Origin of the sequence: Marinomonas sp. CT5, from assembly GCF_018336975.1 — a bacterium.
GTDB lineage: Bacteria > Pseudomonadota > Gammaproteobacteria > Pseudomonadales > Marinomonadaceae > Marinomonas.
The window spans coordinates 4,191,267-4,210,836 of the sequence record NZ_CP025572.1; the positions used below are offsets into that span (position 1 = coordinate 4,191,267).

General features: G+C 42.0%; 21 protein-coding genes. 8 read left to right on the plus strand and 13 right to left on the minus strand.

Annotation, left to right across the window (positions count from 1 at the left end; genetic code table 11):
• Positions 1 to 27 precede the first annotated feature (27 nt).
• Both C0J08_RS19940 and mltA read left to right on the plus strand, forming a co-directional pair.
• A complete protein-coding gene (locus tag C0J08_RS19940) occupies positions 28 to 606 on the plus strand; it encodes a DNA-J related domain-containing protein (RefSeq protein ID WP_212653639.1) in 579 nt (192 codons plus the stop codon).
• 253 nt (positions 607 to 859) lie between these two features.
• A complete protein-coding gene (gene mltA / locus C0J08_RS19945) occupies positions 860 to 1,939 on the plus strand; it encodes a murein transglycosylase A (protein ID WP_249344397.1) in 1,080 nt (359 codons plus the stop codon).
• A gap of 53 nt (positions 1,940 to 1,992) precedes the next feature.
• On the opposite strand, the gene C0J08_RS19950 is transcribed toward mltA, so the two are convergent.
• Positions 1,993 to 3,120 carry an ROK family transcriptional regulator gene (locus C0J08_RS19950; protein ID WP_212653641.1) on the minus strand — a complete coding sequence of 376 codons (1,128 nt, stop codon included), beginning with the start codon at positions 3,118 to 3,120 and terminating at the stop codon, positions 1,993 to 1,995.
• Positions 3,121 to 3,306: 186 nt separating this feature from the next.
• Here C0J08_RS19950 and C0J08_RS19955 point away from each other — a divergent pair, with 186 nt between their 5' ends.
• From C0J08_RS19955 to C0J08_RS19975, 5 genes are all read left to right on the plus strand, one after another.
• Positions 3,307 to 4,368 (plus strand): ABC transporter ATP-binding protein, encoded by a 1,062-nt coding sequence (locus C0J08_RS19955; RefSeq protein WP_212653642.1) that lies wholly within the window; start codon positions 3,307 to 3,309, stop codon positions 4,366 to 4,368.
• A 2-nt stretch (positions 4,369 to 4,370) separates the two neighbouring features.
• Positions 4,371 to 5,231 (plus strand): ABC transporter permease, encoded by an 861-nt coding sequence (locus tag C0J08_RS19960; RefSeq protein ID WP_212653643.1) that lies wholly within the window; start codon positions 4,371 to 4,373, stop codon positions 5,229 to 5,231.
• Entirely contained in the window at positions 5,228 to 6,052 is an 825-nt protein-coding gene (locus tag C0J08_RS19965) for an ABC transporter permease (protein ID WP_212653644.1), read from the plus strand. The genes C0J08_RS19960 and C0J08_RS19965 overlap by 4 nt, the downstream gene beginning before the upstream one ends.
• A gap of 55 nt (positions 6,053 to 6,107) precedes the next feature.
• Entirely contained in the window at positions 6,108 to 7,217 is a 1,110-nt protein-coding gene (locus C0J08_RS19970; RefSeq protein WP_212653645.1) for an extracellular solute-binding protein, read from the plus strand.
• 78 nt (positions 7,218 to 7,295) lie between these two features.
• Positions 7,296 to 8,126 (plus strand): glycerophosphodiester phosphodiesterase family protein, encoded by an 831-nt coding sequence (locus C0J08_RS19975; protein WP_212653646.1) that lies wholly within the window; start codon positions 7,296 to 7,298, stop codon positions 8,124 to 8,126.
• Between the two features lie 123 nt (positions 8,127 to 8,249).
• On the opposite strand, the gene C0J08_RS19980 is transcribed toward C0J08_RS19975, so the two are convergent.
• The 10 genes from C0J08_RS19980 to C0J08_RS20025 form a co-directional block, all read right to left on the minus strand.
• Positions 8,250 to 9,146, minus strand: coding sequence for an energy transducer TonB (locus tag C0J08_RS19980; protein WP_212653647.1), 897 nt, complete (start codon positions 9,144 to 9,146; stop codon positions 8,250 to 8,252).
• Positions 9,143 to 9,574 carry an ExbD/TolR family protein gene (locus C0J08_RS19985; RefSeq protein WP_212653648.1) on the minus strand — a complete coding sequence of 144 codons (432 nt, stop codon included), beginning with the start codon at positions 9,572 to 9,574 and terminating at the stop codon, positions 9,143 to 9,145. Before C0J08_RS19985 ends, C0J08_RS19980 begins: the two co-directional genes overlap by 4 nt.
• On the minus strand, positions 9,571 to 9,993 hold the full coding sequence (locus tag C0J08_RS19990) for an ExbD/TolR family protein (protein WP_212653649.1): 423 nt from the start codon (positions 9,991 to 9,993) through the stop codon (positions 9,571 to 9,573). The genes C0J08_RS19985 and C0J08_RS19990 overlap by 4 nt, the downstream gene beginning before the upstream one ends.
• Positions 9,983 to 10,663, minus strand: coding sequence for a MotA/TolQ/ExbB proton channel family protein (locus C0J08_RS19995; protein ID WP_212653650.1), 681 nt, complete (start codon positions 10,661 to 10,663; stop codon positions 9,983 to 9,985). The genes C0J08_RS19990 and C0J08_RS19995 overlap by 11 nt, the downstream gene beginning before the upstream one ends.
• A gap of 191 nt (positions 10,664 to 10,854) precedes the next feature.
• Complete coding sequence (corA, locus tag C0J08_RS20000) at positions 10,855 to 11,808, minus strand: magnesium/cobalt transporter CorA (RefSeq protein WP_212653651.1); 954 nt, start codon at positions 11,806 to 11,808, stop codon at positions 10,855 to 10,857.
• Positions 11,809 to 12,096: 288 nt separating this feature from the next.
• Positions 12,097 to 12,840, minus strand: a complete 744-nt coding sequence (locus tag C0J08_RS20005) for an amino acid ABC transporter ATP-binding protein (protein ID WP_212653652.1) — start codon at positions 12,838 to 12,840, stop codon at positions 12,097 to 12,099.
• A 12-nt stretch (positions 12,841 to 12,852) separates the two neighbouring features.
• Complete coding sequence (locus tag C0J08_RS20010) at positions 12,853 to 13,971, minus strand: amino acid ABC transporter permease (protein ID WP_212653653.1); 1,119 nt, start codon at positions 13,969 to 13,971, stop codon at positions 12,853 to 12,855.
• Position 13,972: 1 nt separating this feature from the next.
• Positions 13,973 to 15,106, minus strand: coding sequence for an amino acid ABC transporter permease (locus tag C0J08_RS20015; protein WP_212653654.1), 1,134 nt, complete (start codon positions 15,104 to 15,106; stop codon positions 13,973 to 13,975).
• Between the two features lie 96 nt (positions 15,107 to 15,202).
• A complete protein-coding gene (locus tag C0J08_RS20020) occupies positions 15,203 to 16,222 on the minus strand; it encodes an amino acid ABC transporter substrate-binding protein (RefSeq protein ID WP_212653655.1) in 1,020 nt (339 codons plus the stop codon).
• A 271-nt stretch (positions 16,223 to 16,493) separates the two neighbouring features.
• Complete coding sequence (locus C0J08_RS20025; RefSeq protein WP_212653656.1) at positions 16,494 to 17,165, minus strand: GntR family transcriptional regulator; 672 nt, start codon at positions 17,163 to 17,165, stop codon at positions 16,494 to 16,496.
• 185 nt (positions 17,166 to 17,350) lie between these two features.
• Here C0J08_RS20025 and iadA point away from each other — a divergent pair, with 185 nt between their 5' ends.
• Complete coding sequence (iadA, locus tag C0J08_RS20030; protein ID WP_249344399.1) at positions 17,351 to 18,520, plus strand: beta-aspartyl-peptidase; 1,170 nt, start codon at positions 17,351 to 17,353, stop codon at positions 18,518 to 18,520.
• A gap of 41 nt (positions 18,521 to 18,561) precedes the next feature.
• On the opposite strand, the gene C0J08_RS20035 is transcribed toward iadA, so the two are convergent.
• Together C0J08_RS20035 and C0J08_RS20040 are read right to left on the minus strand one after the other, a co-directional pair.
• Positions 18,562 to 18,837 (minus strand): DUF1127 domain-containing protein, encoded by a 276-nt coding sequence (locus C0J08_RS20035; protein WP_212653658.1) that lies wholly within the window; start codon positions 18,835 to 18,837, stop codon positions 18,562 to 18,564.
• Positions 18,838 to 18,934: 97 nt separating this feature from the next.
• The gene (locus C0J08_RS20040; RefSeq protein ID WP_212653659.1) at positions 18,935 to 19,519 is read right to left on the minus strand and encodes a LysE family translocator; all 585 of its coding nucleotides are present in this window, start codon (positions 19,517 to 19,519) and stop codon (positions 18,935 to 18,937) included.
• Between the last annotated feature and the right edge of the window lie 51 nt (positions 19,520 to 19,570).

Consider the following 19,570-nt stretch of genomic DNA (forward strand, 5'->3'; position numbering starts at 1 on the left):
CATATGCCTCAAGTATACGAGCTAGATATGAAAAATCCTTTAGTTGGCCCCATTCTCGCGATCCTAAAAAACCACCCAAATGGTATGAGTGAGTTTGACATACTAAAAGAGCTAAAAAGCCAACTGCCGGAATTTAGCCAGCTTGCAGAGGATCCAAACTTACAGCTATTTCGTCAGCACTTTCTTATTATGAACGCTTTGTACCAATTACAAAGCAGCCTTTGGCAAGAAGATAATTTGCTGCTAAACATCAGCGCTACGCGTATTCACCTTCTTAGTACCACACAATTTAGTATGTCAGAGAGCACCAGTTTAAACGATAGTGTCGATGCCAAGTTAGCGGCCTACTATCTGGACTGGGAAGAATACGAAAAAACCGATGCAGATGAAGTATCCCGCCTTCTTAATAGTTTTTACAAAGGCATCAGCCTATCGGGCAACCGTGATTCGGCACTCAAAACCCTGCAAATTGATAACACTAACCCAACAAAAGCCATCATCAAGCAGCAATACCGAAAACTGGCTCAAAAACATCACCCAGACAGAGGTGGTGACCAAGAAGTCTTCATTGGCCTCAGAGAAGCCTATGAATACTTGATGTTCTAATCGCTTTGATATTGTCAAAGTGTAAAACTATTACTCTATCGTTGCTTTCATTTCTATAAAAACTCAAGATGAACCTCGCTCTTTATTTATGGTCCAAACTCGACCATTTAGTATTTTACCGATTCATTTTATAGACATAGGGCTTATGACTTTTTCTTCTTTGATACGACACTTTTTACCGTCCAAAACACATCGCCGTTTCCTAATTCGCCCAGTCTGCCTGATCTCTTTTACGCTATTAAGTAGCTGTAGTATGAACGAGATAGACAGTTCCAATGACTTCGAAAACAATGGCCGAGACATCACGGCTTTGAAGCGTGATACCCTATATTTAAAAGAAAGTCTGCCGCCCGGTTTACCTCTACCAGATGAAAGTTTCCAGAGCGGATTACAGCAGCAAATAAAGTATTTAAACCGAATTGGTGATAAAGATTTCGTACTTGAAAACACGCAAACCAGTGTGGCCGATCTGAAACTCGTTGCTCAAGAAATCAATAATTGGCTACAAAATCCCGCGCAACAGCCGCAACTGATCGCCCATCAATTGGCCGGACAAGATCAAAGAGGCAACGTACAAATTACCGGATATTACGTACCTGTTATACCTGTTCGACACCTACCTGACGAAGTCTACCGTTACCCGCTCTATCGAAAACCCGCTCACCCGAATGCCGATGGCACCTATCCTTCTCGGGAGGAAATTGATTTTGAAAACGCCTTAGCAGGACAAGGATTAGAAATTGCTTACACGTCCAGTTTGGTGGAAAACTTTTTCTTGCACGTACAAGGCTCTGGCGTAGTCGAATACGAAGATGGTGAGCGCAAGCTGTTGTCTTGGGGTGGAGTAAACGGACACGCTTATCGCAGTCTAGGAAAGGAATTGATCGAGAGAGGTGAAATTGATCGCGCCCATATTTCCGCTCAAAGTATTCGTCAATGGCTGAGTGATCACCCAGATCGTAACCGTGAAATTTTATCCACCAACCCAAGTTACTTATTTTTTAGTGAAGGCCCACAAAGCCCAGTGGGTGCAGCCAATGTCCCATTAACGCCACTTTATTCTGCTGCGGTTGACCCTAATGTCATTCCACTTGGCTCAATTTTGCTCGCTCAAGTTCCGAAATTAGACTCTTATGGCAACTTAATTGGTCATGAGTTTCGTCTCTTGCTTGCCCAAGATAAAGGCGGTGCCATTAAGGGGCCAGGCCATATTGATTGGTATCAGGGCATTGGCGAAGAAGCGCACTTCCATGCAGGTCAGCTCAAGCATTTTGGAAAAGTGTGGTTACTACTGCCACAAAACCCAACGCCGAAAGCACTTATTGCGCAATAAGCTCTTTTTGAAACAAAAACACTATGTAATGCCTATGCACTATAGGCATTACATTATTTGCGAAAAAACATATTCCTCAACGGCTGTAGTGCTGCACCTAATACAGCTGAATCGTCTTCCAATTCACTGACTATCATCTTTGGCCAAACCGAAATATCTTGTGGCGATTTCACCCCTTGTTGTTCTAAAGCCGCCAATAACATACGTGCTAATGGCTTAGGGATTTGTCCTCCTAGAACGATAGCACTAGGATCAATAACACTTCGAAGAGCATTAATAGCGCGTAACAAATGGGGCGTAGTCAGTTGAATCCATTCAGCCAATACGGGCCAATTGGAATCAAATTCATCATTCAGTCTAGCAACTGATGGGACATGAACACCACGACTCGCAAGCATTTCTAACAAGATAGCCAAAGCAGGACGTTTTGGTATTTCGTCCGACGTGTAGATACGACCTATCTCTCCTGCGTTGCCAAAAGCCCCAAAGAAAGGTTCTCCATCAATAACGATACCTCCGCCAAAACCAAAATCAAATGACAAATAGCCAAACGTCTGATATTTCAAACCCGCGCCATGGAAAGCCTCTCCAATCGCACCAGTCGTTGCATTATTTAACAGAATCACAGGCATATTAAGTAAGTGGCTCAGCTCATGCTCTAGGTCAATCTCAGCCCAATCTAACAATGGGTCTGGGGGACGTATATGTCCTTTTTGTTTAACAAAATACCCAGTCATCGCAAAGCCCAAACCAATAATACGTCCTTCAATAAAAGGGTACTCTTGTTGCCATTTGACGACTAATGCGCTTAACCATATTTGTGTTTCCCGACGATTAACTGGCGCAAAAGGGATATTTTCTTGCACCAGTATTTCGCCATTAAAATTCACCAAGCACACCAACATAACATCGGTATTTAATGACACACCTAGGCTAAAAAAAGCATTAGGGGCTAGGTTCACCACTCGACTTGGTTGACCGCGTCCCTGGACGACAGAATCTCCCAATTGCAAATATTCGAGCTCCAACAAACGATCAACAATTCGATGTACCGATTGCTGGGTCAAATTAGTTTGTCTTGTAATGGCCGAGCGAGCAAGGCCTTTTGAGCGCCTCACTATATCTAAAATCATGCGCTCATTAGCCGTTATTTTCGTAGATTCCATTGCATCATTAATCATTCAAATATTCCGGCCTTTCTCTATTTTTTCTCCGCGTTAATTTACCCACTCTCAGATAAAAAAACAAATATTAAACATAAAGTGTAATATTATTGTTATATTAATACTCTATAAGTGTATTAATGTTGTATTGGAAATTTAATCAATGCAGAACGAATACCCATAATTATAAAGAGAAAGAAAGTCATGACTCGCGTACTTATTGACTCGATTAAAGTGAGATTTGGAGATTTTGAAGCATTACATAATGTATCTCTAAACATTGAAAGTGGTTCATTTGTCACCCTACTTGGACCATCTGGATGTGGTAAAACAACGCTGTTAAAAACCATTGCAGGGTTTACCTCTCCTACCTCAGGTAGCATCGTTATTGGTGACAAAGAAGTTCACAACCTACCTCCAGAGAAAAGAGACACGGCCATGTGTTTCCAATCTTATGCTTTGTTCCCACACCTGAGCATAGCAAATAATCTCTTATTTGGTCCTAAACAAAAAAACCTACCAAAAGACGAACAAAAAGTGCTTCTTAATGAAGTGGCAGAGCAAGTATCTCTGACGTCACAACTGGATAAATTACCCACAGAATTATCAGGCGGACAACAACAGCGCGTCGCACTTGGAAGAGCGCTTGCTATTCAGCCTGGAGTCATTTTGTTTGATGAACCACTTTCAAATCTTGATGCAAAATTACGCGATTCTGTTCGCTTCGAAATACGCCAGTTACAGAAAAAACAAAATTTCACTGCCATTTATGTCACCCACGATCAAGCTGAAGCATTAGCCATGTCTGATTTAGTTGTTGTAATGAACCAAGGCGCAATACAGCAAATCGGCTCGCCCCAAGAAATCTATCATAATCCAGTCAATCGCTTTGTTGCGGACTTCATTGGTGCTGCCAATATATTAGCCGCCACGGTTCTTGAACAAACAACAACTGGCTATCGAGTACAAACAGAACTTGGTGAGTTGCTCGTCGAAAGCAAAGGTAAACCTGTTGCTAAACAAACCTATGTATTTTGGCGACCAGAAGACATGACTTTCGACACTCAAGACATCAACAACGTAGAGCTAAAGGTTATTGCCAAAACATTCCTTGGTAATTTGACTGAATTTTTACTTTCGCCTACCACAAGCCATCAGTTAAACATTCGTATTCAATGCCTTGGCTTTCAGCAGCTACAGGAAAAAGAGCAAGCTAGTTGCCATATACCAGCCAATAAGATTCGTTTTCTTGCTGAGGAATCTTAATCATGTCTAAAAATACTTTATTAGCTTATGCACTGCTTATACCCGGATTAGGGTTCGTATTAGTCTTTATTGTGGTCGTGATTTCGATGGCAATAGCCCAATCCGTTGGCTACTTCAATTTTGCTGGAGACAGTAAATTCACCTTGAAGTTTTGGCATGAGATTTTAGCTAACGATCAGTTGTGGCGATCTTTCTTTTATTCTTTAAAAATAGCAACGATCAGTGCCATTTTCTCCATCGCCTTCGCGTACCCTCTCGCGCTGTGGCTAAGGAAACCTTTTTCTGGCTCTCAATTTATTTCCAGCCTACTCAAAGCTCCTTTGCTAGTACATGGTCTTGTTGCGGCATTTTTATATGTCAATTTCATCTCATTTAATGGTTTTCTGAATCTCATTTTTGTTCACCTTGGTTTTGTCAGTCGACCCATTCGTATGCAAAACGACACCTATGGGATAGGCGTTATCATTTTGCAAGTTTGGAAACAAATGCCGTTTGCTCTCTTATTACTAAGCAATGCAGTGCAATCTATTGGTGACGATATTATTAATGCTGCGCGAGATCTCGGTGCAGGCAGCTGGAATCGATTTATAAAAATCATCCTACCACTCACTCTAAGGGCATTACAGGCTGCCTTAATTATCATCTTCATTGGCGCAGTTGGGGACTATTCATTTCAAGCTGTCGCAGGACCCACCAGCGTTAATTCGCTCACTCAGTTTATGCTTCGTATGAAAAATTCCTCAGTAGATGGCTGGCACCTTTCCGCCACTGTCGCCCTATTACTCATGTTAACCGCTCTTGTTGGATCGCTGTTACTCGCTTTTATTACCGAACGCATTGTTAAGTGGGGAGCAAAACGATGAACACGTCTCGAACAAATCAGCTTTTAGTATTATTTATTGTTGGCCTATCCTTGCTGTTATTGGTCATTCCATTTTCTCTCGCCATCCTGTGGTCCTTAGTGGACCCGAGCCATGCTTGGTCGTACCCAGACATATTGCCACCCGTTTTATCCTTTAGACGATGGATAGAAGTGTGGACAACCACATCGCTACCGATCGCGTTAATGAATAGTTATACGCTGGCGCCAACCGTTGCTCTATGCACTATTTTACTCGCGTTACCGACAGCTTTTGCATTTGGACGTCTGGAGTTTCCCGGTAAGGCCGTCGCACAATCACTTACCTTGTTGCCGCTGATGATTCCGAGTTTTGTGGTTGCGCTGTTTTTTTCATCACTGCTAACCGAGCTCGGTATTTACTCACGCTTTTTAGGCATATTAATAGGTCACACTATTCTTTTTATACCGTACGCCATTCGTATTCTGTCGGTTTCATTTTCGCTTATTAGACAAGATATTGTGGATGCTACAAGAGATCTAGGAGGCAACAGTTTGACCGTTTTTCGTACGGCCTATTTGCCGACGTTAAGATCTGGCTTATTCGCTAGCTTCATCATGGTTTTTATCATGAGTATTGAAGAGTTTGCCTTAGCCTTTGTCATCGGGTCACCAGATTTCACCACGGTACCAACGATTCTCTATTCTTACCTCGGCTATAACTTCATTCGTCCGAATGCGGCCGTGGTATCTCTCATTCTTGTTGTGCCCAATGTCTTTTTGATGTTGCTCATAGAGCGTTTTCTCAAAGGCCAAAACACAGCATCAATAACGGGCAAAGGGTAATTCACCCTTAACTGTAACCCTTAAATAACTTCGTGAATGTAAAAGGAAATAATGTATGAAAGCGTTACTGTTATCTCTCACATTAGCTTCAGTCAGCATCATTCCAGCGGCAAATGCAGCTGACTTATCATCTATGTCATGGGAGCAAGTGGTTTCTCAGGCAAAAAGTGAAGGCAAAGTTGTTTGGTACAACTGGTTTTTACAGAATGATTTTCGTCAACAGGTAAAAAGTTTCGAAAAGACCTATGGTATTGAAGTTGTTATTCCTGAAGGCAGCCATGATGCTAATTTGCAAAAATTCTTAGCCAATTCTAATCGTAAAAATGGCGATATTGATGTGCTCTCTCTTGGTGGTGGAGACATCACTAAAGTTAACGCTAAAAAGACCTTGATAGGGCCGTTATCCTCCTTATTACCCAATGCAAATAAGCTCAAATATAAAATAGAAGGTGCGGACTCTAAAGGTTACGGCGTTGCTTATTGGGGGAATCAGACCGGGATTGCTTACAACCCGGCATTCATTAGTAAAGAACAATTACCCCAATCTATTGCCGACTTTGATGCTTACCTATCGAAAAACCCAGAGATGCTAGGTTTTAACACCGTTAACGGTGGCTCAGGACCAGCCTTAATAGAATCAATCACCAAAAACATTGTCACTGATATTCATTATCAAACAGATAAACCAACCAAAACAACAATGACCAAATTACAGCCTGCCTGGGATTGGTTTAATGATAACAGAGATAAGTACATTATTACGGCGTCAAATTCAGACAGCATAACGCGCTTAAACAGTGGTGAGTTTGCCATGGTCGCTACTTGGGAGGATTTTTTAGCTGGCTTACAAAACAAAGGTGAAATTTCAAAAAACATCAAATTTTATATTCCTAAAATAGGCATGCCAGGTGGCGGAAATATCGTCGTCATTCCTAAAAATACTCAACATCCTGCCGCCTCTCTATTATTTGTCAGTTGGCTCACCAGCGCAGCAACTCAAACAGCATTTAATCAAAGGTTTGGCTCTGCACCACAAAACCCAGATGCCGATGACAGCAATGCTTTGATATCAATAGAAGAACGGAAAAATAGTACCGACTGGGCCAACCAGACTCTGAAAGACGCCATCACAAATACTTTCATAAAAGAGGTTACGCTTCACTAAGCTGTCTCGCAAAAACAAAGGCCGTACAACCATGAACGGCCTTAATTAATACATCAAAACTCGTATATAGGTAAAAGAATGTCACAAAATAGTGCAACGTTAGATTTTTCCCTGAAGAATCCCAAAGTCATAGTTATTTCACACCGAGGGGTTTGGCAAAAAGCGCCTGAGAACTCTCTTTTAGCAGTCGATCATGCTATACAAGCAGGCGCTGATATCGTTGAAATTGATACACAAAAATGCTCAACAGGCGAATTCGTCGTCATCCATGATGAAACGTTAGATCGAACAACCAATGGCACAGGACTTGTTTGCGAAACGTCATTAGAGCAGATAAAAGCCTTGCGACTTCGACACAGTGATGGTGGAAAAGAAAATGCCGTTAGTGACTACTCTTTACCCTTACTGTCCGAACTGTTGGAGCATGCAAAAGGTAAGATCATGATCAATATTGATACAAAAAAACCAGAGGAGTTAGCTGAACTTATTAAAGAAGTAGAACAACTAAACATGCAAGACATCGCCATTGTAAAGTCTGATTTCAACACGACTACCGAGACATGGAACTCACTCAATACCAGTATCAAGCATATGCCAATGCTAACGCCTAAAAAAGGGCAACTGATTACAAACCTAAAAGCGTTAGAAACAGCTAAACCTTTTATGATAGAGCTCATACCACAGAATATTGAAGAGTTATGGGAAGCTAAACAGCAATTAGAAAAGATGGATTGCCGTATCTGGATAAATACTTTGGATCTTGTTCCTCCTTTCGACTTCTCCGACTCTAAAGCTGTCGTTAACCCTGAAAGTATTTGGGGAACCCTGATCAATGCAGGAGTTGGTGCGATTCAAACCGACTACCCTAAACAACTCGCTATTTGGCTCGAATCAAAGTCCGTTAAGTAGCAAAATAGGTTTATCAAATCTATTAGATATGGTTCTTAAAATCGCTAATGAAAACGCCGCTCTTTAACTTTAGTATTTAAAATAACGGCGTTTTTTGTTCTTCATAACCTCAACTGTACTATTTTATCTAAAATCACTTAACTTAAAGGACACGGGCAAGTTAATCCGCAATTCCTTTTCTGTAATGCCCTTTGAAAATGCTGGCAAAGGCGTCGAGCGCTTTATCATGTCCAGTACGGCATTATCCAAACGTTTATAGCCTGAACTTTTTTTGATCTTTACATCTGATACAGAGCCATCTGCATGAACAACGAAAGACAAAGAGACAACACCTTCTTCGTTGCGACGACGAGATGCCCTTGGGTAACGTTTATTTTGAGCTAAAACCGATGTTAGCTTTGTGAAATAGTTTACCTTTGCTCCTGGGTTACCTCCACTGGTTACCGCTGCGGCACTTCCTGTTGTCGCTTTTTGCTGTGCAACAGGAGGCGGTGCAACCTTTTTTGGAGTCGCTTTCACGACTGGAGTCTCTTTTTTAGGTTTGGGCTTAGGCTCAGGTTTGGGCTTAGGCTCAGGTTTGGGTTTAGGCTTAGGCTCTGGTTTGGGTTTGGGCTCTGGTTTTTTTACTGCAATTGGTGAAGCTTGCTTAACCTCAACTGGCTCTGGTTCTTTAATGGTTTCCGGTTGAACTTCAGGCTCGACAACAGGTTCTGGTTCTGGTTCTGCTTCTGGTTGTACAACAGGTTCAGGTTCAACTTCCGGTTTAATGTCTTCCTCTTGAACCTCTTCTTCAGGGGGTTCTGTCTCTATAGACTCTTCTACCTCTTTCACTTCTTCCTGAACAACCGAGCTTTCAGTAGAAGCCCCAAGGTCCCCAACCATACCTAAATCAAATTCAATACCTTGCGCCCCCGCAGACTGACTACCAGCCGACGGAGCATAAAATACCGCATAAAAAGCAGCGGCATGAACAGAAATCGCCAAGCCACCAGCAATAATCCAATGACGCTTAGAAATCATTTATTTCCCCGCTCAAGTTGTGTCGCCAAACTCACTTTTGTAAGCCCAGCCAGACGCACCTGATTAAATATTGGACGTAGCTTTTCTAGAGAAATGGCGCCATCAGCTTTGATTTGTACCCAAAAAGTGTCTTTGTTTGATGTAGAAACAAATTGTTGCTCTAAGTAAGCTTGCACATCATCGATAGCAAATAATTTATCATCAACATAAAGGCTATTATCCGTCCCGACCACAATTTCAATATTAGGGTCTGTGGCTGCTCGGTTATCATTAATCGACTGTGGTGGCATAACAGGAATAGGGTCGGCCTTTTTAATTTGCCCCGCTACCATGAAAAAGACCAACATCAAAAACACCACGTTAATCAGTGGTACCATATTGTCATCGTTACTGGCGTTTCTCGCGGCGTATTTTTCCCCTATCTTCATTCGGCCTCCGGCATGGCAAAGGCATTCGCAATAGATACTGTGTTTGCGCCATTCAGCTTTAGTCGGTCCGCAAGATCCATTAAGCTCTGCAAAGACACACCATCTTCCGCTTTGATAATAAAAACACCCTCATTATGTTCAGAAACAAGGCTTTGAAAAGCCGCTTGATCGTTGAAATTGATCGCCTGATCATCGATCCAAACCTGATTGTCATTTTGCTTTAAGGTCAGAATAAGATTGTCTTTTTCTTGCGGCAAACTTTGCTCTTCCGATGAGACAGATAAAGGTGTATCGACTATGCGCCAAGGCACAAAACTAGAGGTCAACATAAAGAACAACAGCAAGATAAACACCACATCAATCAGTGGCGTTAGACTGATGGCATTCTTCCGTTTAGGTTGAGACAAATTAAGCGGCATGCAACAACTCTTCGTCCGCTTTTTTGGCTAGTTGCTTGGCCTGTTTGCTGGTAAACACCTGTGTCACAGCATCATTCATGTTATGAGCAATACGTTCCACTTTGCGTTCTAACCAACTTTGTAATGTGACAACAGGAATCGCTACCGCCAAACCGACTGCCGTGGTTAGCAAGGCCTGCCAAATACCACCGGACAAGACAGAAGGATCCACTTGGCTACCTGCGCCTTCCATTTGCTGAAACGCGGTGATCATACCCAATACTGTACCGAGCAAACCTAGTAGAGGGCTCAAGGTAGCAATGATTTCCAATGGTCGAAGGTAAGAACGAAGTTGGTTTAGTTGATTCATGGCGCGTCGCTCAGCCTCTTCACGAATCAGATCAACTTGTGTATTCCCAGCCAACAAAGCGCGCATGGTGTAAGCCACTAATGCATCGATAGGACGCTTTTCATTAAGTTGCTCCAACGCGTTTTCCGCATCGTTTTCATTACGCCATTGTTCCAAAGCCAAATTACTGGTTTTTAGGCTTTCTGCACGAAGCGAGGAAAGCTGCCACAGTTTTAACAGAACAATGGTCAAGGCGACGACAGAAAATACCATCAGAATCCAAACCACAGGGCCACCAACCTGCAAGAAGTCGACTATTTTCTGCTGAACTGAATCTTCCACGACACTCTCCAATGATTAAAAACAACTTACAAATAGTAGTCATTCTCAACAGCATTTTCAATAAGTAATTACCTAAATAAAAAGACAGTCAAAAAGCTCATGAAGGCAATGAAGAAGAGTAAAAAAAGATAAATGATCATGTTGGATTCAACATGATCATTTTATTTGAAAATATAAGAAAAGCCGCTTATTTACAGCCAGCCACGGTGTTTAAAGTACCAATAAGGTGCAAATGCTGAACAGACCATCAAACCTAACGCGGCAGGATAACCGTAATCAAAGCCCAACTCTGGCATGATTTTAAAGTTCATCCCGTAAATACTGGCAACCAAAGTTGGTGGCAAAAACACCACCGAAGCAATGGAGAAGATCTTGATAATTTTGTTCTGCTCAATATTGATAAAACCTTGCGTTGAATCCATCAAAAAGTTGATTTTATCGAACAGGAAAGTTGTGTGAGACATCAAGGTTTCCACGTCACGCATCACCTCTCGTAACGTTTCTGAATAGTCTTGTCGATTAGGCAAGTGACGCAAAAGAAAAGAAATATTACGCTGCGTATCCATCAGACAAAGACGAATCTTTCCATTACTGTCCTCTAGACGTGCTAATTTTTCGATAATAGTATCCAGCTCTGTTTCATTGTCTTCCAATACTAGATGACTTACGTCTTCCAACTGTCGATGAGAATCTTCTAGCGTATCTGCATGGTTTTCGACTTTATTCTCAAGCAAAGTCACCAGCAGATGAGCCGGTGAGTCGACAACAATGTGGCCTCGACGAGCACGCATTCTCAATAATCGAAAGTCCGCTAACTCGGTCTCGCGAATAGTGATTAATCTGTCTTGTTGCAAGATACAAGCAACCGTTGAGGTCTTATGACGTCCTTCTGTTTGATTTAAAAATAGCGAATGCACATGAATGCCTGCTTGATCGACAAAACAACGTGCAGAAGCTTCGATTTCTTCAACATCATCGGATTCAGGAAGATCCGTTCTTAATAATTCCTTTAACTGCAATCGCTCATCGTCATCGGGTTCTGCAGCATCAATCCAGTTCGCTTCTTTTTGAAGAGTAGTAAAATTCTCATCCTCTTTGGAAATTTCTTGAATTATTCCATTGCGAATTCTAAAAAATCTTAACATGCGACTTCCTCGATATAGTCGGCCTTTATTTCAGCCTGATCACATAATTTGGCACGGCTCACAACCAGTAGAATAAACTCAAGATGTGTGTATTTTATGACGTTGGAATAAGAGTTTATGGTTGCAAGAGTACTTATTGTATCTCACCACCAATAGAAACAGCAGGACAAAAAAAAGCAACTCAGCCTAAACTGAATTGCTTAAAAAGACCTGTCCCTGGGAGGAGATGGTCCACTTCTTATCGAGTTGGATAAGAAACTTTAAATTTCATTGCTAAAACCAAAAAAATCAATGCGCTAGAATTTGATCCAAGAAAACTTTGGCCCGCTCTGTTTTTGGCTTCACGAAAAATTCTTCTGGAGGTGATATCTCAATGACACTGCCCGCTTCCATAAAGACAATTCGATCCGCGAATTCTTTGGCAAAACCCATTTCGTGAGTTACACAAATCATCGTCATGCCGTCTTTTGACAATGAACGCATAATCTCCAACACTTCAGAGATCATTTCGGGATCAAGTGCTGAGGTTGGTTCATCAAATAACATAATGTCAGGAGACATAGTGAGCGCTCTGGCAATAGCAACGCGCTGCTGCTGACCACCGGAAAGTTGGCCTGGATACTTTTGCTCTTGATCACCAATTTTAACTTTATTAAGCAAATCACGCGCAATTTTATTTGCCTCAACCAATGGCATACCCAACACATGACGCAAACCAAAGGTGCAGTTATCTAACACCGTCATATGAGGAAAAAGATTAAAGTGCTGAAACACCATCCCTGTATGACGACGAATTTTCTCGATGTCTTTAACATTGTCACTAATGGTGATATCGCAAATAGTGATATCTCCTTCATCGTGTTGCTCTAAATTATTAAGGCAACGAATCAAGGTAGATTTACCCGAACCAGAAGGTCCACAAATCACAATGGTTTCGCCTTTGGCAACTGCTAAATCGATATCGCGCAGTGCATGATATTTACCGTACCATTTATTAACTTGATCCAGCTTTACTACTGTTTGTTCAGACATAATGCATTCCAATTAATGTTTTGTGCGTTTGATACGTCGCTCTAGATATGCGCCGTACTGTGCAATAGAAAAACAAGCGATAAAGAAAAACGCCGAAATAACAATTGGACCTTCTGCATGAAGGCCAAGCCATTCCGCGTTATGAAAAGTCGCATTAATCGCCCCCATCACTTCTAATAAGCCAAGAATCATCACCAAGGTAGTTTCTTTAAATAAACCAATAAAGTTGGTGATTAGCGCAGGGACTGAATTACGTAATGCTTGCGGCATAACCACATATGCCATCGTTTTCCAGTAGCCACATCCCATCGCATAGGACGCTTCAATTTGACCTTTTGGCACGGCTTGGATCGCACCACGAATGATCTCAGCTTTATATACAGCCGAAACGAAAATCAGCACGAACAAGACTCGGAACAATACGTCGATAGACACACCGCTTGGCAAAAAAAGCTGCAACACTAAAGACGCCATAAACAAGAAGGTAATCACAGGCACCGAGCGAATAATCTCGATGTAGCCAGTGCAAGCCCAGCGCAAGATGGGTAACTGAGATTGTCGACCAAGTGCCAACAAAATAGACACTGGCAAAGATAAGCACATGGCAATAATGCCCAAGAAGAAGGTCAGAGTCAGACCACCCAACGCACTGGTTGAAATGTCTTCAAAGATAAAACCACCTTTAAGCAACAACCAAAGCACAACAGGCAAAACGAGAATATAAGCCACAATCCATTTTTGCGGGATTCGTTGACTAAACAATAAAGGAAAGGCAAAAAGCCCAACAGCAAACGCCGAATTCACTCGCCATTGCTCTGATTCAGGAAAAGGCCCATAGATGTAATAATCCATGTATTGTCGAATCGGAATCCAACACGCTGCTCCCGGTGCGCAATCTGCGCGGTTTGTTCCACTGAAGGTGGCGGAAAAAAACAACCAATCTAAGGCTTTTGGCAACAGTAAACACAAGAGTGCAATAAGAGCCAAAGTAACTACACTGTCTAACCAAGTGTTGAAAAGGTTACGTTTTATCCACACCGTAACTCGACTAAAGCTAAAAGGAACCTCTTTTTTCGCTCTCGCTTCAATTGGTTTGCCAGTGATTTTTTCAATGCTCGCTTGATGATTCATCTTATCGTCCTTTCAACTGCATAGCTTTGTTGAAACGTCCCATAATGGCCGCCAGTATCAGATTCAAAATCCCATAACTCACCATCACAATCACAATGCACTCAATGGCTTGACCTGTAATATTTAAACTACTGCCACCCATGGTGCCCATAATGTCCATAAAGCCAACCACCGAACCTAATGCCGCGGCTTTTAATACGTTGATATAAATAGACGTCATTGGTGGAATAATAGAATGCAGAGCTTGCGGAATAATCACTTTATTCATCACAATATTAGGCCTGACACCAAGCGCTAAACCGGCTTCCATTTGACCTTTTGAAATAGCCAAGATACTGCCTCGAATGACTTCTGAACCATGTGCCGCAGAGTAAGTACTTACTGCAATGATAAGCATTATAAATTCTGGAGGAAGCGTCCAACCATGCTTGAAGTTAAAGCCAACTAATTTAGGTGTGGTAAAGCTAACAACAGGCGTAAATACAAGGCTTGCCAACACCACCAAAACGACTGTCATAAGCAGTACAGAGATAATACGTCGCCCTGTTGTAGAGACTCTTTTTTTGACAAAAAAGCACAAAACAATCCATAACGCAGCAAACACTAAAGACGCCAACAAACCGTAATTCCATTCCACGCTAGGAATAGATAAACCACGATTTGAAAGAAACGACACATCACCAAAATTAAACGCCTGACGCACACTTGGCAGCATCAGCGACAAGGTATACCAAACTGAAATATGAACCAAAATAGGTACGTTACGAACATATTCAACAAGGCAAAGAGATACTTTAGACAATAAGAAATTCTGCGACAAACGCATAACAGCCAAACACAAAGCCATTACAGTCGTTAATAAGATAGCTACAACAGCAAACGCAATCGTATTGACCATACCGGCTGCCCACGCCATTAAATGCGTAGAGGTTTTTGGATCGTAGTGAATCAAGCTATAGCTAATATCATAGCCTGCTCGCTGAAAAAGAAAGTCAAAGCCGCTAGTCAAACCCGCATCGCGCATATTGGTCGCAGCATTTAGGGCAAGATAGGTAATTCCAAAACAAATGACTGCAAAAAATATGAGCTGTATCAGAGTGTCTCGAACTTTTCGGTTATATAAAAAAGAATGCATAAACAACTGCCATAGATGGTGCTTACAAGTAGAGCTTTCAAACGCTAATGACAATGAAAAGCCAGCTTGCATAGAGCAAACTGGCTCAAATTATGATTAACGGAACGGGTAGGCGTATAACAGACCGCCTTTGGTATAAATGTTATTTAAGCCGCGATCAAACTTAAGCGCGGAATCCTTACCTAAGTTACGGTCAAAGATTTCGCCGTAGTTACCTACTGCTTTAATGGCGTTGTAAGCCCATTTATCATCCAAGCCAAAGTTCTTACCTAAACTACCTTCAGTGCCAAGTAAGCGCATAACATCAGGTTTTGTGCTTTTTAGTTTTTCATCGACATTACTTTGAGTAACGCCCTGCTCTTCTGCTTCAATCAATGCCATTGCCGTCCAAGTGACGACTTGACGCCATTCATCATTGCCTTGTTTGACATAAGCACCAAGTGGTTCTTTAGAAATACGCTCAGGTAAAATAACGTTTGCCGATGGATCTGGCATACCTTGGCGATCGGCTGCCAGTGCTGAAGCATCATTGGTCACTGCATCACAACGATTCGCTAGATAAGCAGCGGTAGATTCTGCGCTACCCTCTACGATGAGTGCTTTATAACTTAAGCCACGCGACTCGAAATAGTCGTTAATGTTTTTCTCGCTCGTCGTACCTGGATAAGTACAAATAGTCGCGCCGTCTAATTCTTCAATAGAATTCACACCTAATTCTTTTTTAACCATCAAGGCTTGGCCGTCATAGAACCAAGGTGTGGTGACATCAACACCATTCAAACCATCACGTGTTGCGGTGAAAGTGGTAGAACGCGCCAACATATCAATTTCATCTGTCACTAATGCCGTCAAACGGTTACGCGAGTTCATTGTAATGAACTCAACTTTAGAGGCATCACCAAATACAGCTGCAGCAACAGCTTTACAAAGTTCAACATCCAATCCCGTCCAATTACCTTTTGTATCAGGCGTTGAAAAACCCGCTTTACCAGGATGAATACCGCACTTCATGACCCCACGTGCTTTTACTTCTTCTAGCTTGTCCGCTGCGTAAACCGAAGCACTAGCGGATAAAAACCCAGCACCAATGATCGCAGTCGCAATTAGTTTTTTCATTGTTGTAATCCTATATTGAGTTCCGATGTGACAAATAAAGAATACTTTGGATACATATCAATAGTCAATAATGAATAAATGGATACATAAATTCAAGTAAATTACAGAATTTAGAACATACATAATTCAAAATAAGATAAGGCTAAGCCCAAATAAGGAGCATAGGTACAAGAAATTTGGTAGACGAATAACAATGCCTTCCTAAGGAAAATCCCTAAGAAGACTATTGAAAAGACCATCGAGAAAATACATGCTGTTAATACTGGAAGGTTTAAAGTGAAGCGGTTTGACGACGTTTTAATTGCTGTGCTTTTAACTGTTCGGCCAGTGCATAAGCACTCATCATGATATGGCTTTCCAGCGCGTAACAAGCACCTTCTATGTCTTGGCGTTCACATCGATCTATCAATTCATCGTGTTCGCGCAATGAGCGCGGCGCATTACGGTGACTCAAAATAAAAGACTTTAAGCGCGCGTAATGGCGATGATGCAGGTCTTTGATCACATTTTGCATCAAAGGACGATTGGCTGGTTTATATAAGACTTCATGGAACAGATAGTTCAATGGCGTCCACTCTTCAGGTGCGCATTTTTTCAGACTTTCATTGATTTCACGGGCTTTTGCAATATCTTCAGTGCCCATTAAAGGAATCGATAATTCTAGCAATTTTACTTCAATTAAAGCTCTAAGCTCACATTTTTCAAGGAAACTTTCCGGGGAAATTGTTGTAACCGTTGCCCTGCCTGTATCACGAATTTCAACCAACTCTTCTCCTGCCAATATCTGCAAGGCTTCGCGCACTGGTGTGCGGCTAACTTGATAAGTACTGGCAATATCCACTTGCGAAAGCGCCATACCTTCAGGATAAGTCCCGTCCAATATCTTAGATCGTATGTCTTCCGTAACTGACAGTACTGCTTTTTGCTTGTTATTTTCGCTCATGAAAGCCTATCTAATTGAGATTAATGAAGTTTCTGAATAAAACCGCATAAAATACGCACAAGATTTTAACATAGAGTCGTTATATCTGCGACTGTAGACAAGAGAAATATAGACGATAGCAACTTGATTAATGTACCCATTTAATATAAAAATACCAACAAAATGTATCCATTATGGTCTTATATATGTTCACTCTCGTCAAAAATGCAAATGTGTATGCACCTGAGGCACTTGGTATCAAAGATATTTTGATCGCTGCGGGCAAAATTTTAAAGATAGAAAGCAAGATTGATATCACAGGCATCGCTGATATCAATATTATTGATGCACAAGAACAAACACTCATCCCTGGTTTTGTCGATGGTCATGTACACTTGATCGGTGGCGGTGGCGAAGGCGGTTATCACACTCGTACGCCCGAAGTGCTACTCAGTCATTTAACACGAGCAGGCATTACCACGGTTGTTGGTTTATTGGGAACAGACAGTGCAACGCGCCACAATGAAAGCCTGTACGCTAAAACAAAAGCCCTGACTACCGAAGGTGTAAGCGCCTATATGTTTACTGGCGGCTACAAGGTTCCAACCGAAACAATTACTCAATCAATTCAGCGAGATATTGTTTTTATTGACCGAGTCATTGGCTTAAAAACCGCACTTTCCGACCATCGTTCTTCACAACCAACAATCGAAGAACTATCTCGCATGGCTTCAGAAGCCCGCGTTGCGGGTCTTATTTCTGGAAAGTGTGGTCGCGTTGTCGTACATCTTGGCAATTCCCAGAAAGGCTTTGGGCCGCTGTTTGAGGTAGTAGAACAGTCTGACATTCCAGTTTCTCAGTTCATCCCGACTCACGTCAATCGCACCGAATTACTGGCAGATCAAGGTATGGAATGGTTGAAGCAAGGTGGTTTTGTTGATTTGACCGCTGGCATTAACCCAGACAAAGGTGCGACAGGCAGCGTTAAAGCATCCACGTTTCTCACTCGCTGCAAAGCACAAAACATTGATACTAGCCGAGTTTGCATTAGCTCTGACGGTAATGGCTCTGTGCCGATATTCAATGAAAAACGCGAGCTAATTGGTCTAAAAGTAGCGGGATTTGGCTCTTTACTCTATCAGCTAAAAGAAATGATTCAGGTCGGAAGTATGTCGATCACTGACGCGGTTATTCCTTTCACTCAAGCACCAGCTCAATGCCTAGGATTGGCAAATGACAAAGGCGAAATATCGCTCGGAAAAGACGCTGACTTCTTAATTCTTGATGGAAACCTCGATATACAACACACCTTTGCGAAAGGTGTTTGCCATGTAAAAGATGGCGTAACGCAAATAAAAGGCACATTTGAGGACTAAACAAAAAAACTCCTTGCTCTATTTTGAGAGCAAGGAGTCTCCTACTTCCCCTCAGTGCGGTTCTTTTTTGCGGCCGCTAAGTGAGGAGCAGCAATCAATTCTTTGATCAAAGTAAACACATTGCCTTTACTCACTTCCGCCTCAAAGCTGTCTTGCATAATGCCAAGGTCTTTACGCAAGTGATGAGATAATGCGCTGAGTTTTTTGCGAGTCGTATAACGTTGTAAACAACTAGAAATGTGTTGGAATAACGCAATGATGATCATATCAACCTCATTTACTAAATTAGGTGAGTGAGAGAACAATGTTAAGTGCATTTACACCAACCGAACAGACGCAGACAGATCATTAAAAAGACATACAGATAACAATACAGATCATCTGTATTGTTATTTTTCACCCATTCTGTATGCCTTAAACATTAAAAATAAACCGATAAGCCACATAGAAGAGTAAACAGGCCATCACACGATTAATCCAAGCCATCACCTTGGGGTTCATTGCCGCTTTTTTAAGACGCGCCCCCGCCAACAAATACACACTCGGTGCGCCACAAGCCATAATAGAAAGCCCCAATGACCAAAGTGCTATCTGTCCACCTTCAACATGCGCTCGCGGAAACTGTACAGTCACAATGGGCACGATGGCGACCAGCGATTTGGGGTTACAAAGCTGTAATACCATCCCCGATTTAAAACTCACCGACGTTTCTTTGGCTGTAGACGACTCTTTTTGGAAGCTCGCTTTAAGGATTTTTACGCCAAGGTAGGCAATATACATTCCGCCTACAACAGCAATAACCGATTGATATTCTTTAGGAATAATCTCACTACCAAGATAGCCGATCAGTAAAAATAAGATCAACATAGCAACCCCCACACCAACGCAATACAGAAAAGCACGCCAACCTTGGCCATTGATGCCAGCAAAAAGCGCGAGCATATTGGCCGGACCAGGACTGTACATAACCCCAAAGGCGTAGATGATGATTGCGAGCATAGGAATCCCTCAAATAATAATTTGATAAAAATTAGAAACAGGTAAAGGTGT